The following is a 16,239-nucleotide window of genomic DNA, read 5'->3' as shown; positions in this document are numbered from 1 at the left end:
TCATCGCCATCTTTCCGCTTCTCTATACATAAATGGCTAGCGGTTATGATAGATGGAAGGCAATGTTAGGAAGCAGCAGCAAGCCGTAAGCGCATTTTCTTTCCTCCTCCCCAGATTTGTACCGTAAAGGCACTAGGAAGATACAGAATAAAGAGGTGCTCCAGCCCACCTAGGTGTATTCTTCTTTACCTTAGCAACAACGACCGTCATATCATCCTCAATTTCTCCACCTCTTGTACGAATCACCTCTTCTAAAATCAAGTCAGCTATTTCCTGTGGATCATTTGTGCGCATATCACGAATTTTACGCTTTAGCCAAACATCCGTATTTTCAATATGTTTAGGACCTTCAAAAATACCGTCACTCATCATAATTAACAAATCATTAGGAAGCAACTGCTCACTAACAATATCAACATCGAATTCTTGGATAATTCCCATCGGTAAATTGCTTGCTTCAATTTTTAATAATTCATTTCCTCGCTTCACGAAGCTTGGTGAAGAACCAATTTTTAAAAATTGTACATACGCATTGTGCAAATCTATGACGGCTAAATCCAGCGTTGCAAACATTTCTTCCGTCGAACGTAAAGATAAAATTGAATTAATGGATTTAATGGCTACTTTCTCAGGTATACCTGTCTGCAATATTTGTTGCAAAAGCCTTAACGTTTCCACACTTTCTTCCTGCGCACGAGCACCATTTCCCATGCCATCACTAATTGCCATCGCATACTTTCCAGCGCCTAATTCTATCGTAGTGTAACTATCCCCAGATATAAGTCCGCCACCTTTTGCCGCATTAGCAGCACCTGTTTCTACTACAAACTCACGCGCTGTTCCAAACGCCAAGTAACTATAACCATTTGGAAATGGCGCAATTTCTTCTTGCTTCACAACGATTACTTCCGATAGAATATCCGATAAAACAGGTGCTATTAGTTTGGCACCTTCCCCTCGATATTCGTAAAATGTTAATGTCATTTCAATGTCCACATTGCCTTTTTCCAAACTGTAAATCTCTAGTTTTTCTAATTCCATTCCTAATTGCTTTAATGCATGTATAATTTGCATTTCCTGTTGCTCATGGTGCTCGCGTTCTTTTAGAATTTCTTTCGCAAAATCTTCCATCACCTCCGATACCCCTTGCAATTGATCAGCGACTAACTTCTTGCTTTCTAATACTTGTTGTTTTAACTTTTGGTTTGCTTCAAAATACGATACTTCTTCCTTCATAGCATCCAATACTTTTTGTGGCTTTACGCAAAAATTTTCAAATTCCCTCATGGTTGTTTTTGGCGGTTTCCCTCCTTCTTGTAACCCTTCCTTTAGCAATTCCATTAAGCTGTACGTTTTATCAAACTCCTTTTGCCAACACCTTTCTTTCATAAAACAATTTTGACATGATTTTTCCGTAACTTGACTTAGAAAATAGTCCGTTTCTCTCCGTATCTCCTGCTCATCTTCTAAATGCGAATCAGCACTTGCAAAACTATTCGATAACGCTTGAAAAACGCTAGAAAACTGCTCCACCCGTTGAGCTGTTACGTTGCGAACTTTTTGTAAATATTGTTCCTGTTCATTTGTATACTCCTCTGTCCCTGGAATAAGCCGAGACAGCTTTTTAAACCAGCCTGCTGGTGTAAGTAAAAAGAGGGCAACTGCCATCGACGTCTCTATAATGGAAGGGACGAGCGCTGTCATATTCCCATAAATACCAATTAAGAACGTTCCAACAAATAACCCAATGGCTACACCAGGTTTTTTACCCTCTTTTAATAATCCTCCTAAAAGTCCTGAGAATGCTAATAAACTCATTTGATATAAATTCGCAACATTGGCAAGCGACAAAATCAATCCTGTTACCACTCCAACCGTCGATCCTACAGCTGCTCCACCAACAAAAGCAAGAATAAGTACAAAATAACGAGCGAGTACCTGCTCCACAGCTGCTCCATAAAGCGTCCAACCAATCGTTCCTGTAAGAATGGAAGCCAGGAGAATAATCATACAAACAATTTCTTCGTTTTTTAACGCTGGATTATACCTTTTTGGTGATAATAACGGCATACTCTGCATAAATATTAAAACGAGAACCGTCCCTAACACCCCTTCTACTAACACAAGCATCCATTCATATGCTGCCAACTGCTGTTCTATTGAATATTGAAAAATTCGTGTGCTTACTGAAGCAAGAAATACAAAAAACGGTATGAGTAACCGTTGATTTTTTGCTTGTTTAAATAGTCCTGCTAAAAATAGAAAAACAAATAACCCTAAAGCGGTAAAAATACCATGGTCTACAGAATAGCTCAAAGCACCTATTAGGACCGCTATCATAGCTTTAGCCGCTTTTTCCTTATAGACAAGCCACATCGTCGCTAAGAAAGCTACCGCAAATGGCGAAACAGCTGATAAAATGACTGCCCGGCCTAATAAAAATCCAATCATGTAAAATAACCAGCCTCTATCCACTAAAACCATTTTCAACTTTGCGTAAAGGAGACTTCTCAGCTTGTCCCACTGACTTGCATGTTGAGCTATTAGTGCTTTGGGCTGTAACCTTGACATTGACTCCATCATAACCACCACTCCCTCTCTGTAAATCATATTTAACCACAATATGCGAACTGTTTTTGTCAAAACTTCAGAGCTTGTAAAAAAATCGTTCGACTACTTTTTACGGTTTAAACAGGATTCAACACGAACAAACGTTGGGAAGATTGCAACCGTTTCGTTTGCTTTTATTCATGAGTAATGGAGGAGGCATCCTTTTTCGTAAGACAAGAGCAAGTATTCACAGCATCTCCCTTCTTGTAACAATTTGAAAAATATGTGCGAAAATATAGGAGATAAGATGGTTACACAAAGAAAGGATAAAAAACAAAAAAGGAGTTGACAGAGAGGCGAACCTGCTGTATTATATTTCATGTTGACTTATTTGGCGGTGTAGCTCAGCTGGCGAGAGCGTACGGTTCATACCCGTGAGGTCGGGGGTTCGATCCCCTCTACCGCCATTAAAATAATAATGATGTAACAAATACCAAAACGAGAACAAAGGCTCGGGGCGCCCGGTTAGCAACGTAGCGAGTGAAACGAAGCAACTAAAGTTTTATGAATCATGGTGAGACGTGTTGCACGAACCAATGATGACTTATCGCAAGGCGGTTCGTGAAGTCGCCTCGTTGCTGGTCGCTTACGCCGAATGTGGCTAAATAACTTAGTACGTTTATCCACAGCTACAACATTTTATAATTTCCTAGACGATAAAAAAACAGAGATTAACTTCATGTTAATCTCTGTTTTTTGTATAGCAAAAGCGCCTTTTTCGACAACTAATAACAGGTAACAAAAGGCGCCGTGTATTCCACTTTTCACTTAAGGTACGCATTCAGAATAAGTTTTATTTATAGAGCATTATCTTTTTTAGACAGCAACTGCTATCCCCTTTTAGCACCTCGACCCCCGCGTTTGGATTCCGTGTGCTTCTTCAAAGAGGCAAGGCGATCTTCAGAGTCTTTTAAAAAACGATTCATTTTTGACTCAAAAGATTCAACCCGTTCACGGTTATCTCGTTGACGTTTTGGTTTTGGCTTATCTACCGCTTTTTTAATCGATAGACCAATTTTTCCGTCTTTCTCTACGTTAATGACTTTCACCTTTACTTCATCGCCAACAGAAAGATGTTCATTAATGTCTTTCACATAGTTGTCGGCAACCTCACTAATATGAACAAGTCCGGTTGTTCCTTTTTCGATTTCTACAAAGGCTCCAAAATTAGTGATACCAGTTACCTTACCCTGCAGCTTGCTGCCTACTTCAATTGACATAAAAAAAATGCTCCTCCTTAGAATTTTTAGGAAACTAATAATAGTAACCACCGATGATGTATCATCAGCTTACTATTATATTATAGCCAAGCTGACGAAAGTGTGTCAATAAGATGGTTCTTTATCAGGAACTTTAAAAATTAATTCGCCCTCTTTAGATAGGAAATAGTTAGTTCTCGCTATTTCTAGTACATAATCCTCATTTTTTAAACGCTCTGTTTCTTGTTTCAGATTTTTTTGTTCTTTTTTCAAATCCGCCAATTCTGCTTGTAGATTTTCATATTCGTCTGTCTTTTCCGCATGAAGAGAGCGCTGCTGGATATGATATGTAGTCATACCGCCAAGAATAACGAGAGTAATAACTCCAAATAACACCAAACGTCGAATTAAACGTCGCTTTTTTCGATTCTGCCTTTCTACGTAGGCATCGTATTGTTGCATGTAATTCGAATCCAGTTTTCTTACGCTTTGTTTACCTGTAGTCAATACCTATTACCTCCTCTTCCAGCGAATGTTCTCCCAAACCTTACTTAAGTTATTCTTTATTGTACTATAAAATCCTGCTATTTGTAATAGAATTCCTTGAACTTTTTTAGGTAGCAACTGGTAGAATCCTCGTAGCAACCATTGGATTGGCGTTACAATCACCGTTAAAACGAAAAGTAGCAGAGAGAGAAGCAGTTTTAAAACCCATATAAATATTGTATAAATAACCATTACAATTCCTTTTATCGGCGAAATAATGAAGACTTGTATAAGTCGTGAAAAAAAGCGATAGATAGCGAGCGCAATTCGTATGAAATGCTCTAGTAACTTTTTATAATAATAGGAGAGTATCGCTTGATACATCGAAAAGCCTAGTAGACATGCTAGTACAATATATAACCTTATCTCTCCACCATTAACCAAAAATAAAATATAAAAAAGTAATAATGTTTGTGAAGTCCAAAACCCTACTTCCATTACATAAATCATGATCTTCCTATTTCTCCAATAAGGAGAGAACCTACGAAATGTGTCTAGCATGAAGCCCGTAGACAAACCGCCTGCAATCATAGATAGCATTGTTACAAGCTGCGTACTTAAACTCATTTAAATAACTTGCTAAAGAAGCCTTTAGCCTTCTCCTGCTGTTCATCAATATAAGAAAGCTCGTAAATTTTCCCTTTGATAACAACAGAACCGTCATTCACATCTAAATTTTTCAGTTGTAAATTTTGCCCACGTATAATTAAATAACCCATTACTGTTTCCAGTAAAAATTCTTCATTATCAAAGCTATCTACTTCTTTTACACCTGTAATTTCCAAATTTTTACGATTATTCATTTTTACCGTATGATCTGTAGTAACACGTGGTATATGCTCTTTATTCTCATAATAGTTCATCGCAAAAAACACCCTCCTTATCCATAGTAGTTTATGATAGGAGGGACAAGTATAGAACTTTTTAATTCGTTATTTTTTCTTCTTTTATAATAGTATACATGGATTGGGCTTCCTCTTTTTTCACTGTTTCTCGTAAATTATCGATACGCAGTGTAACTACCTTTTGCCCAAAGCGAATAACAAGCTCATCGCCTACCGTTAATGTCGTAGCCGCTTTAGATTGATTACCATTTACCGTAATCCTACCTTGATCAGCTACTTCCTTGGCTAACGTACGACGCTTAATTAAACGAGATACTTTTAAAAATTTGTCTAGACGCATTGTTCTACTCCTTTTCTTTCGCCTCTTCCCATAATCCATTCATCTCTTCTAAAGTTACTTCTTGAATGGAACGCAGACGCTTTTTCAATGCTTGTTCCATATAGGAAAAACGCAAAATAAATTTTTCATTCGTATGATGTAAGGCTACTTCTGGGTTTATTTTATAATACCTTGCTATATTCGCTAGGACAAATAAAATATCGCCAAACTCCTTTTCTTGTTCATGTGCTCTCCCTTTTTGTATAGCTACCTTAAATTCTTCTAGTTCCTCTTGTAATTTATCATAGACACCTTGTAAAGAGTGCCAATCAAACCCTACTTTTGCTGCTCTTTTTTGTAATTGATACGCCCGTGCAAGTGATGGTAAATGCTTTGCAATACCATCTAATGCAGACACTCTTGTCTCTCCTTTTTCAGCCTTTTTTAATTGCTCCCAATTCTTTACGACTTCATCTGCATTGGAAACAGATTCATTTTGAAAGACATGTGGATGACGATGAATCATTTTTTCCGTGAGGTTTTGAATGACATCATCTATCGTAAAATAACCTTCATCTTCCCCAATTTGACTGTGTAGCATAACTTGTAGCAGTACGTCTCCTAATTCTTCAATAATCCCTTCATCATCTTGTTGGTCAATCGCGTCAATAAGTTCATACACTTCTTCAATAGCATATTCTCGCAGGCTCTCATGTGTCTGCTTCTGATCCCACGGGCATCCACCAGGCCCTCTTAACGTATGAATCACTTGGCGTAAACTTGTAAACGTATGATGTAATAAATGTTCCGGTGCGGGTGGGACATAGACACTTGTTAAATTACTAACATCAACCGTGCGATCTAATTCTTCTAAAGGAACTTCTACTATTTTTTCCCGAACGCTTCCTACTGCATCAATAATGGTAATTGGATAGTCTGCAGGTAAGTCCTCTAACAATGTCAATTTTACTTCAGAAGCGATCATTTGGTCATACACTTGCGAAAACACGAGATGATTGTGGTAGTTTACATCTTGACGCTTGAAAGATGTTGCATCAAGAAATTGAAATCCGTCAATAGGGTCTATTTTTAATGCGGTAAATAGATCATCTAAATAACTGCTTCCGCCAATGATTTCTACCTCACATTCGGAATCCAGCAAAATTTGTACGGTCTTTTCCGCAAGCATAGGATGTCCAGGCACAGCATAGATAACCTGTTCTATTTTCGCTTTTTCTAAAATAATTGCAGCAATACGATTGTATACATGAGTAAACTGTTCTTCTTCCTCATAAATTGTATCAAAAGAATGGAAGCTCACACCTTCTGCCTGCAATGCTTGAACAACAGGATGATCCAGCGTGCGGACGTGTACGGACTTGTTTAAATCACAAAGCTTTTTATAAATACCTAAAGGTAACTGATCCAAGTCTCCTGCACCAAGACCAATAATTTCGATTTTGTTCATAGCTAGCTCCTCCTGAGTTATAAAGTGAATTTTTATTGAATGAGAGTTGTTTCCCCTGAAACTAGTTCGTAGCCTTAGCTTAGAAAAAACTTGGGCTTGCCGCCATCCTTTTATGGACGTCGTTTTGCTTAGACGAGTAAATCCTGAAATTTTGTGTTGCAAATTTATTTAAATGTAGTTACCTCATGTAAACTTGTCCAGCTCGTCTTTTCTAATTTTAAAGCAGAAATTTGATAAAACCTCTATGGTAATTGGTAAGCTTCATCATTTCGCTACCTTTATCGATAACGCTGCTTGCGAATGAACCGTAAAGAAAGTCGCGATGGGAGCATTTGCAATTGTTGTTCCGTAAAAGCTTTCAGTCTTATTAAGCAATACCCATATACAGTAGCGCCTGTAATAGATAGAAAACCGACAAATAGAAACGATGCCACTCTTGTGGGCAGAAGCCAAGGATGCACTACCCATTTTACTATCCATAAATAACTAACCATAACGAAAGTAGCAAGTAGCAACGCCTTCCATTGTACGTTTCTGAAAAGTTGTAATAATGGTAATTTTCGCCGTAATTCTGTTAAAGCAATTACACTAAACACGAGTAAAGCGAGCACTGTAGCAAAGGAACTGCCAAATATGCCCATTGATGGGACAAACCATTGATTGCCAATCCATTTCATGAAACATGCTAGTAATATAAGTAAAGCAACACGTTTTATATATCCTAATCCTTGTAAAATAGCTGCAGCCGTAATTGCAAGTGAGCTCAATAAAACCGCAACCATTAACAGACGTAGCGCAGCATTGCCTTGTTGATCTTGAAACAGAGCTTGATTTACTTCAGGAAAAATAGCTATTAGCCCGACCGTCGCACCTGTTGCTAAATAAATGCTAAATAGCATCGCCCCACGAATATAAGGGTAAAAGATTTGCGGCTGTTCCGTTAATTTTCTCTTCGAAACAGATGGCATTAGAGCCAATGCAAACGATGATCCAAGGACCGTACCAATCTGAATAAGCGGTTGCCCTCGATCAAACACACCTTTAGCCTCCATTGCCATGAGCTGAGAATAACCACCATTTAAAAGACTCGGAAATAACGTAAATGTATCAGCAAACTGTAATAAAAGTAACACCATATGGTTTAACGTAGCAACAATACCAATAGTAATAATCGTATGTACATAATGACGCATGGAATAAGGTCGCTTTTCTATATGAAATGGCTTATCACGCCAAAAAAAACCAGCTAAAACAATAGTCGCAACAATTAATCCGATTATGGAGGCAAAAACAGCAGCCCTTCCTATTGTATAAATAGGCTTTCCACTTTCGGCAATGACGATTGCTGAAGTAATGATAATCGTTACTCGAAACAGCTGTTCAGCTAGTTGAGAAAAAGCAGTAGGTTTCATCACGAAATTCCCTTGAAAAGTACCACGTAACAATGCCGTTACTGGTATAAATAAAAATGTTAACGCACCTAAATAATATATCTCTGTAAGACGTTCATCACCAATCCACCCTGTAATATATGGTGCATTCATATAAATAAATAGCGCTAAACTTCCGTTAAGCATACAGAGTATCAGGAAAATGGGGAAATAAAAGCTTGTTAAAGACAATTTTTGAGTATGGGATTGTTCTTCCGCTGCTAGCTTTGCTATCGCCGATGGAAATCCGTATAAAGCTAACATTAATCCAATTCCTAGGACAGGGTAGATCTGTTGATAGACATAGATGCCCATGTCTCCAGTTACATTTTGCAAAGGGATACGATAGCCGGCACTTAATAGCTTACTAATTACGCCAACCATTGTTAACAATAACGCCCCTTTTACAAGCTTATTAGTTTCATTTCTATTCATGTAAAACTTCCTTTTACAACATGGTTCTTAAAGGATCCTTCATAATAATTGCCCGAGCGCGAATATGTTTTTTTGATACCACAATATATGGTTCATTATAGCATAGTTCTTACATAGCAAGAGGGTGATATTTTTTGCCATATAAAAAACGCCAAAATCTTTATAGTGAAAGCTGTAGTTTTCTTATACGATAGATCTTAAAGCTTTATAATTTCCTGTAATATAAGAAAAAGCCGAACGAATTCGAAATTCTATGGAGAGAATATCAAATATAGTTCGGACTTTCGTTTATCGTCTTATAGCGGTTGTTCAAAAAGTTCAGTAATAATGACACACCCAATTTCTTCGTTGGTCCGTTTTCCAGTCCCTTGAAAAAGGAAGGTTTTATGCAAAGATGTTGCGATCTCGGCCAAATTAAGCTCTTTTTACTTCTGTTTTGAACAGACACACTTATGAAGTAGATTACATTATTCCATTTGCTTGGCTAGAAAGCTTGCCGCTGTCTCTGCTGATTTTTGTTGAACAGCTGAAAAGCTTTCACCTTCTTTAGCAAAAATCACTACGGATCCAATTGCATCGCCATTTGCAATAATTGGGCTAATACAATAGGATATCAAGTCTTCTTCATGCCCATCAACAATTTCTAATGATTTTGCTTCTTTTTCCATGACTTGTTGTCTACCTTCAATGATACTAGTTAGAGGGGATCCGATGTTTTTGTTTAAGTACTCTTTTTTTGATTCTCCTGCTACTGCAATAACCTCATCTCGATCGGATATGATAACAGGGGTATGCAAAGAATCAAACAACGCTTCTGCATATTCTTTAGCAAATTGACCTAGCTCACTAATTGGAGAATATTTTTTTAAAATTACTTCTCCTTCACGGTCCACGTATATTTCTAGCGGATCGCCCTCTCTAATGCGTAACGTTCTCCTTATTTCTTTAGGTATAACAACTCTCCCAAGATCATCAATACGTCGCACAATTCCTGTTGCTTTCATACTTTGTTGCCTCACTTTCTTATGGTGATTGACTCTGCTTTTCACACAAATATTCGTGTGAAAATCATCTTCTGTGGTTTTAGTATGAGGCAAAACAGGATAACTATACATACAATACTAATTTTTACTAACTCCGATTGGCATATTTTAAATTATCGATAAACGTTTCCACATTTTTATAGCATTGCTGCTTCGTCGTATTGGTATATTTAAATACAATTTTTAATTTACTGCTTTCGGTTCCCAGTTGGATATCTCGTCCATATGCATTTGCCATTTCGAATACTTTTGCGCCATCAATTTGTTGACTACGCTCTTCATCAACGAGCACTTCAATTTTTTTGTTTTTCTCACTCTCACTTATAGAACGGACTCGCTCCCGCTTTGCTAGCATTTTCAACGTAGATACGGTAAATAAATTAGTTACCTCTTCTGGATAGTCACCAAATCGATCAATTAATTCGTCATGTAAATCTTGTTTATCTTCGGTCGTCTCCATGGATTGGAATTGTTTATAAATGTCTACTTTTTGCTTTTCATCTGGGATATATTCATCTGGAATATACGCATCGATTACTAGTGTCAATTCTGGATCAAATGGCTTTACATCACTTATATCTTTGCCTTCTTTGCGAGCATCAATCGCCTCTTTGAGCATTTGTGAATACATGTCAAAACCGACTGAATCGATAAATCCATGCTGTTGTGCACCAAGCAGATTACCCGCTCCTCGAATGGATAAATCACGCATAGCGATTTTAAATCCAGAACCTAATTCTGTAAATTCTTTAATTGCTTGTAGACGTTTTTCAGCAACTTCGGTAAGCACTTTATCTTTTCGATACGTAAAGTACGCATAAGCAACGCGATTGGAACGCCCTACACGGCCACGCAATTGATACAATTGACTTAGTCCCATACGGTCCGCATTGTTTACAATTAAGGTATTTACATTTGGAATATCAACGCCCGTTTCAATAATCGTCGTACTTACAAGGACATCAAATTCTCCTTCTAAAAAGGAAAAAATAACATTCTCCAACTCCGATTCATTCATTTGACCATGCGCAACCGCTATCCTAGCATCAATATGAGAACTTAGCTCTCTGGCTATCTCTTCAATATTTTCTACACGGTTATGTAGAAAAAACACTTGGCCTCCTCGAGCCATTTCACGCTCTATAGCCTCTCGAACAAATATTGGGTTATACTCCATCACATAGGTTTGAATTGGAAAACGATTTTCTGGTGGCGTTTCAATTACAGAAAGATCCCGCACACCAAGCATAGACATATGCAATGTTCGTGGAATAGGTGTTGCCGTTAACGTGAGTACATCTACATTCGATTTTAGCTGCTTAATTTTTTCCTTATGCTTTACTCCAAAGCGTTGCTCTTCGTCAACAATTAATAAACCTAAATCATGGTACTGAACATCTTTAGATAAAATACGATGTGTACCAATAACGATATCAACAGTTCCTTTTCTTAATCCATCTAGCGTTTCCTTTTGCTGCTTCCTCGTTCGAAATCTACTTAATAAACCGATGGTAATTGGATAATCTTGGAACCTTTCTCGTATTGTTTCAAAATGTTGCTGTGCTAGAATCGTCGTCGGAACTAATAACGCAACTTGTTTTCCATCGGCAATTGCCTTAAACGCTGCGCGAATAGCTACCTCTGTTTTTCCGTAGCCAACATCCCCACAAAGAAGACGATCCATTGGACGTTCTCTTTCCATATCTTGTTTAATTTCTTGAATACAACGTAATTGATCCTCTGTTTCTTGATAAGGAAACAATGCTTCAAATTCGCGTTGCATTTCTGTATCTTCAGAAAATGCGTACCCTTTTCTTGCTTCCCTTTCAGCATAGAGCTTAATGAGATCATCTGCAATATCCTCTACAGATGATTGCACTTTCCGTTTTACTTTTTTCCATTCACTTCCACCTAGCTTATAGAGCTTCGGTTCTTTTCCTTCTGACCCTACAAATTTCTGCACTTGGTCAATTTGGTCAATAGGTACAAATAGCTTATCATCGCCGGAATATTTAATTAGCAAATAATCCTTATGCAGATCATTCACTTTTAAAGTTTCTATACCGAGGTATTTTCCGACCCCATGATTTGTATGTACAACATAATCGCCTACTTTTAATTCTTGATAATCCTTAATTCGTTCGGCATTCGAGATTTTTTGTTGCTTTCTCGATCGTTTTGTACGTTTTTTAAATAGTTCTTGCTCAGTCACTAACACAAGCCTGTGCATCGGCAACTCTATGCCACTTGAAATATTCCCTACCGCAATCGTTGGTTTATCAACAGGAAGCTGTATATCTTCTGTAATGCCAAAATCGATATCATAATCCATAAATATAGAGTGAATTCTTTCCGCTCGCTCTTTATCTGGAGCTAAAACAATAACAGAATAGTCCCCCTTTTCCCAGCGGAGTAATTCATTTTTAAATAAGTGCATTTGACCATGGAATTCTTGCATCGGCCTTGAAGATAAATTAACAATATTTTGTGGTTGTGTATTAGGAATATGGCGTAAAAATACAGACATATAGATACGCGGCTGTTTCATACGCTCCCATATAGCATGCCAATCAAATGAAAAAGAACTATTTCTAACCATTTGGTTATTGGCTAGCAAATTACTGTACCAATCGCCCTCTTCTATATCCAAATGTAATGCAGTCTCTTGTATTCGGCTCATTTCATCAATAATTATTTGGCCATCACCTGGCAAGTAATCTAGTAAACTAACAGGATTTGAATATAAATAACCAATGTATTTATACATCTCAGGAAAGCGCTCGAGGTTTTTTAAGCGATCTATGTCTCGTTGCACTACCTCTGTCAATGTTGCTTTTGCTTCTTGTGTCTTTAACGTTTTCAACGTATCGGCAAGCGCTTCCTCCAAACGCTCCCCAGCCATATGAAGATCGGACTCTGTTAATAGCAATTCAGTTGCTGGCCCAATCGTAACTTCCTCCAGCTTATCTAATGAACGTTGGGTTTCAGCATCAAAATAGCGAATAGAGTCAATTTCCTCATCAAATAGCTCAATTCGAATCGGATGCTTTTCGGTAATAGGATATATATCAATAATTCCACCACGTTTACTAAACTCACCTGGTGTTGTAACCATGGAAGCGCGATCATATCCCATATCTATTAAATTTGTTAAATAATGATTCACATCAATTTCTTCTCCATATTTAAATGCTAGTTGATATGTTTGCCAATACGCTGGAGGAGGAAGTATTCGTTTTAGAGCAGATACTGGAGCTATTAAAATCCCTGATTTATTTTGTGACCAAGCAGTTAATGAATCAATTCGCTGGCTGCGTAACTCTGGACTTGCAATAGCTATTTCTGAAGCAATCAATTCATTTACAGGATATAGGTGAACATCTTCCTCTCCCACAATACCAACCAAATCATCATATAGTTGCTGTGCTTGCACAAGTTGGTGGGTGACTAACAAAATCGGCTTCTTCATCTCACCTCGAATAACAGATACAAGTAAGCCTCTAGCTGAACCAGATAATCCTGCTACAAGTTGTTCATCCATTCCTGCTAGCACGCCATTAATAATGGATTGTATATCTTCTTTATTGTATAAATATTTTTGTATTCCTTTCATTCCTAAACCTCCACTTACATAGGAGCCATGCAACGAATCTCGTACCCCGAAGAATTTTCTAGTTCGTATGCTTGCCCTTCATTTTCAGAAAAACTTGGCTTGCCGCGAAGTCTTATCTTATACTATAATCCTTAAAATTTTATACTTTCCTATGTGTTAGGAAAACTTAGCTTACCGCCAAATTGGATGGCGGAAGAACGCCGTCGTTTTGCTTATACTATTAACCATAAAAATTTCATACTTTGCTATCGTGGAACAAAGATGCAAGCGCCATTTAGCAACGTAGCGAATGAACCGAATCAACTAAAGAATTTAGAAATCCCACCATTATAACAGGGGAGGCCGACGTCCGGCGGCAAGCCCGTTTTTAGCCGGCCTTCCTCTTGGCAACGAACCGCACATGACTTAGCTTAGGGCGAATTCGTGAAATCGCATAGTTGCTGGGCGATAGAATCAGGACGTGCCATATCCACTAGCACCTCATTTTATACTTTCTTAACTTGTTAAGAAAATTACGTATTTTTTCCCATTCTGTTACAAGCGCAAAAATGCCTTGGCTACGCTGCACCAAAGGCTAACCACATGTTCTATTGTATAAAGAAATCTAATTCATGATAGTGAGGATGTTGACCTAGTGTTTCTTGACAGTCTTCGCAAATCACCTTGATATGCATATCCCCATTTGGTTTATAAACAATCATTTCTTCTTTATCCTTCACGGATAATTGGTCAAATCCTAATATGGATAAATCAATCATGTGTTGTTGTATACTTCCTAGTTTTTGTCCACAATGCTTACACAAATATATCATTGTCAACGGGAACCGCCTCCAATACGATTTAAAAACCTTATAGCAGCTACTATACTTATAGCACCCGCCAAGTAAAAACCGATTTTTAACATCATTTTACTTCAATTGTTAGTAACTAGTTTAACCTAAATGCACACCAGTTATTCAAGTAGTTCCCGTAAAAATATACTTTCGTTTATGTGTAATAACAACCGCATCCAAGTGCTAGAAAAATTTGACTTCATGCTAAATCAATATTAGTTTCCTTATTCTAAAGGCCTTAAAATGAGGTATAGAGCAAAAAACGCTGTTTGTTTTTTATATGTGGTAATTATTGATTATATTCATTCATAACTTCAGGAAATGGACGTTCTATCCACTCGTCACATGCATCGGCTGCTTTTTGCACACTAAGCGTTACCTCAGAGGTTTCATGTTTTGGAAACCTTTGTAGCACATAATGAATAATGGATTGTGAAACATCAGGCCTACCGATACCAATTCGAATTCGTTTAAAATCCTTCGTCCCAACATGGTCGATAATGGATCTAATGCCATTATGGCCTCCATGACCACCTTTTTGACGAAGCCTAATTTTACCAACTGGCAAATCCAAATCATCAAAAATAATCAAAATATTCGATAAATCAATGTTGTAATAGTCAATTAATGGCCTTATAGCATCCCCAGAAAGGTTCATAAACGTTTGTGGTTTTACAAACATCACCTTTTCCTGTCCCATCTGTACCATCGTGTAATCTGCTTTAAATTTTGATTTATCCAATGTTAGCTGATGACGTCGCAATAATTCATCAATTACCATAAAACCAATGTTATGTCTCGTCTGATGATATTTTTTTCCTGGGTTTCCTAAACCTATAATACATTTCATAAACGTACTTCCTTTATCTTTTTCATTTTAAACCGATGAATGGGGTAGCTATCAGCATGTCTTTATAGGCAAAAGCCAAGCTTTCTTATAGTGTAACGACCGTTGAGTAATAGATCTTTTCAACCTGAAAAAATCATACAACACAACTCTCCCTCCTAATTAGGAGGGAGAGTTGCGTTCACTTATCTTCACTTACCGTGTTCGAAATGAGCGGACCCACCCAATAGTCAACTAGGACATGATGAGTTGCTAGCCATATGGCTTTTTCAAAAGGAAAATAATTATCCTTCCTTTGACATTTTGCAACACGCATTACTTTTACCGCAACTGCCTCTTACTCTATTTTATAATAGTCAAGAAATTATGCTTCCTTTTCTCCATCTACTAATTCTGGCTCTGCATTCTCAGCCGGAGCCGCTTCAATGTCCTCTAACGTATCTGGCGCTGATACCGTTACAACCGTAGTAACTGGATCATCTAAGAGTTCGTATTTCCCTTGAATGTCAATATCAGACACAGCAATACTATCTCCAATATCTAAATCAGAAACATCAACAACGATTTCTTCAGGGATGTCAGCTGGTTTCGCACGCACTTGCAACGCATATAATGGTTGCTGCAAGACACCGCCATCTTTCGTACCTTTTGCTTCTCCCTCTAAGTGGATATTCACTTCCACATCCATCTCTTCAGCCATATCTACAATATAAAAGTCAGCATGGATAAGCTCATCTTTCAATGGATCAATTTGATATTCATGTAGCATCACATCTACAGGTTTTTCATCTTCAATGTGAAGTGAGATAATCGCATTTCTACCCTCGTCACGAACTGTTTTGATCAATTCAACACTATCTACAGCAATCGACTTCGATTCTTTTGCTTTTCCATAGATTACAGCTGGAACACGTCCGCTATTTCTAATTTCTTTTGTTGCTGATTTCGTATGATCTTCTCTTCGTTGCGCTGCTAGTTTTACTGCCACGTTAATCACCCTCCAAATTAGTTAAAAACCTTCGTTTGTTGCCAATATTTCAATCTTACATTA

The 16,239-nt window shown here is 37.7% G+C and carries 13 protein-coding genes and 1 tRNA gene; 1 reads left to right on the top strand and 13 read right to left on the bottom strand.

Annotated elements, in window-relative coordinates; genetic code table 11:
- Positions 1-132 precede the first annotated feature (132 nt).
- Positions 133-2,583 (bottom strand): stage II sporulation protein E, encoded by a 2,451-nt coding sequence (gene spoIIE, locus D9780_RS18835; protein WP_121641178.1) that lies wholly within the window; start codon positions 2,581-2,583, stop codon positions 133-135.
- Between the two features lie 360 nt (positions 2,584-2,943).
- On the opposite strand from spoIIE, the gene D9780_RS18830 reads away from it, so the two are divergent.
- Positions 2,944-3,017: transfer RNA gene (locus D9780_RS18830), tRNA-Met, on the top strand.
- Between the two features lie 423 nt (positions 3,018-3,440).
- On the opposite strand, the gene D9780_RS18825 is transcribed toward D9780_RS18830, so the two are convergent.
- The 12 genes from D9780_RS18825 to D9780_RS18770 all read right to left on the bottom strand — a co-directional run bounded on the left by D9780_RS18825 (position 3,441) and on the right by D9780_RS18770 (position 16,176).
- A complete protein-coding gene (locus D9780_RS18825) occupies positions 3,441-3,830 on the bottom strand; it encodes a S1 domain-containing RNA-binding protein (RefSeq protein ID WP_073011472.1) in 390 nt (129 codons plus the stop codon).
- 105 nt (positions 3,831-3,935) lie between these two features.
- The gene (locus D9780_RS18820; RefSeq protein ID WP_121641177.1) at positions 3,936-4,316 is read right to left on the bottom strand and encodes an FtsB family cell division protein; all 381 of its coding nucleotides are present in this window, start codon (positions 4,314-4,316) and stop codon (positions 3,936-3,938) included.
- 6 nt (positions 4,317-4,322) lie between these two features.
- Positions 4,323-4,922 (bottom strand): spore cortex biosynthesis protein YabQ, encoded by a 600-nt coding sequence (gene yabQ / locus D9780_RS18815; RefSeq protein ID WP_121641176.1) that lies wholly within the window; start codon positions 4,920-4,922, stop codon positions 4,323-4,325.
- Positions 4,919-5,218, bottom strand: coding sequence for a sporulation protein YabP (yabP, locus tag D9780_RS18810; protein WP_073011477.1), 300 nt, complete (start codon positions 5,216-5,218; stop codon positions 4,919-4,921). The genes yabQ and yabP overlap by 4 nt, the downstream gene beginning before the upstream one ends.
- Positions 5,219-5,279: 61 nt before the next feature.
- A complete protein-coding gene (locus D9780_RS18805; protein ID WP_073011480.1) occupies positions 5,280-5,540 on the bottom strand; it encodes an RNA-binding S4 domain-containing protein in 261 nt (86 codons plus the stop codon).
- A gap of 4 nt (positions 5,541-5,544) precedes the next feature.
- Positions 5,545-6,987: a bifunctional methyltransferase/pyrophosphohydrolase YabN gene (mazG, locus tag D9780_RS18800; RefSeq protein WP_121641175.1), complete on the bottom strand. Its 1,443-nt coding sequence runs from the start codon at positions 6,985-6,987 to the stop codon at positions 5,545-5,547.
- A 278-nt stretch (positions 6,988-7,265) separates the two neighbouring features.
- A complete protein-coding gene (locus D9780_RS18795; RefSeq protein ID WP_121641174.1) occupies positions 7,266-8,852 on the bottom strand; it encodes a putative polysaccharide biosynthesis protein in 1,587 nt (528 codons plus the stop codon).
- Positions 8,853-9,319: 467 nt separating this feature from the next.
- A complete protein-coding gene (spoVT, locus tag D9780_RS18790) occupies positions 9,320-9,856 on the bottom strand; it encodes a stage V sporulation protein T (protein ID WP_116277743.1) in 537 nt (178 codons plus the stop codon).
- A gap of 127 nt (positions 9,857-9,983) precedes the next feature.
- The gene (mfd, locus tag D9780_RS18785) at positions 9,984-13,508 is read right to left on the bottom strand and encodes a transcription-repair coupling factor (RefSeq protein WP_121641173.1); all 3,525 of its coding nucleotides are present in this window, start codon (positions 13,506-13,508) and stop codon (positions 9,984-9,986) included.
- A gap of 587 nt (positions 13,509-14,095) precedes the next feature.
- On the bottom strand, positions 14,096-14,320 hold the full coding sequence (locus tag D9780_RS18780; protein ID WP_371413754.1) for an anti-sigma-F factor Fin: 225 nt from the start codon (positions 14,318-14,320) through the stop codon (positions 14,096-14,098).
- 310 nt (positions 14,321-14,630) lie between these two features.
- Positions 14,631-15,191 (bottom strand): aminoacyl-tRNA hydrolase, encoded by a 561-nt coding sequence (gene pth / locus D9780_RS18775; RefSeq protein ID WP_121641171.1) that lies wholly within the window; start codon positions 15,189-15,191, stop codon positions 14,631-14,633.
- A 361-nt stretch (positions 15,192-15,552) separates the two neighbouring features.
- Positions 15,553-16,176, bottom strand: coding sequence for a 50S ribosomal protein L25/general stress protein Ctc (locus tag D9780_RS18770; RefSeq protein ID WP_073011499.1), 624 nt, complete (start codon positions 16,174-16,176; stop codon positions 15,553-15,555).
- Positions 16,177-16,239: the final 63 nt, after the last annotated feature.

This window comes from Virgibacillus sp. Bac330 (assembly GCF_003667845.1).
In the GTDB taxonomy this organism is placed as follows: Bacteria; Bacillota; Bacilli; order Bacillales; family Amphibacillaceae; genus Virgibacillus; species Virgibacillus chiguensis.
Note: the sequence above shows the minus strand (reverse complement) of the source record. Positions and strands in the feature narration are given on the sequence as shown.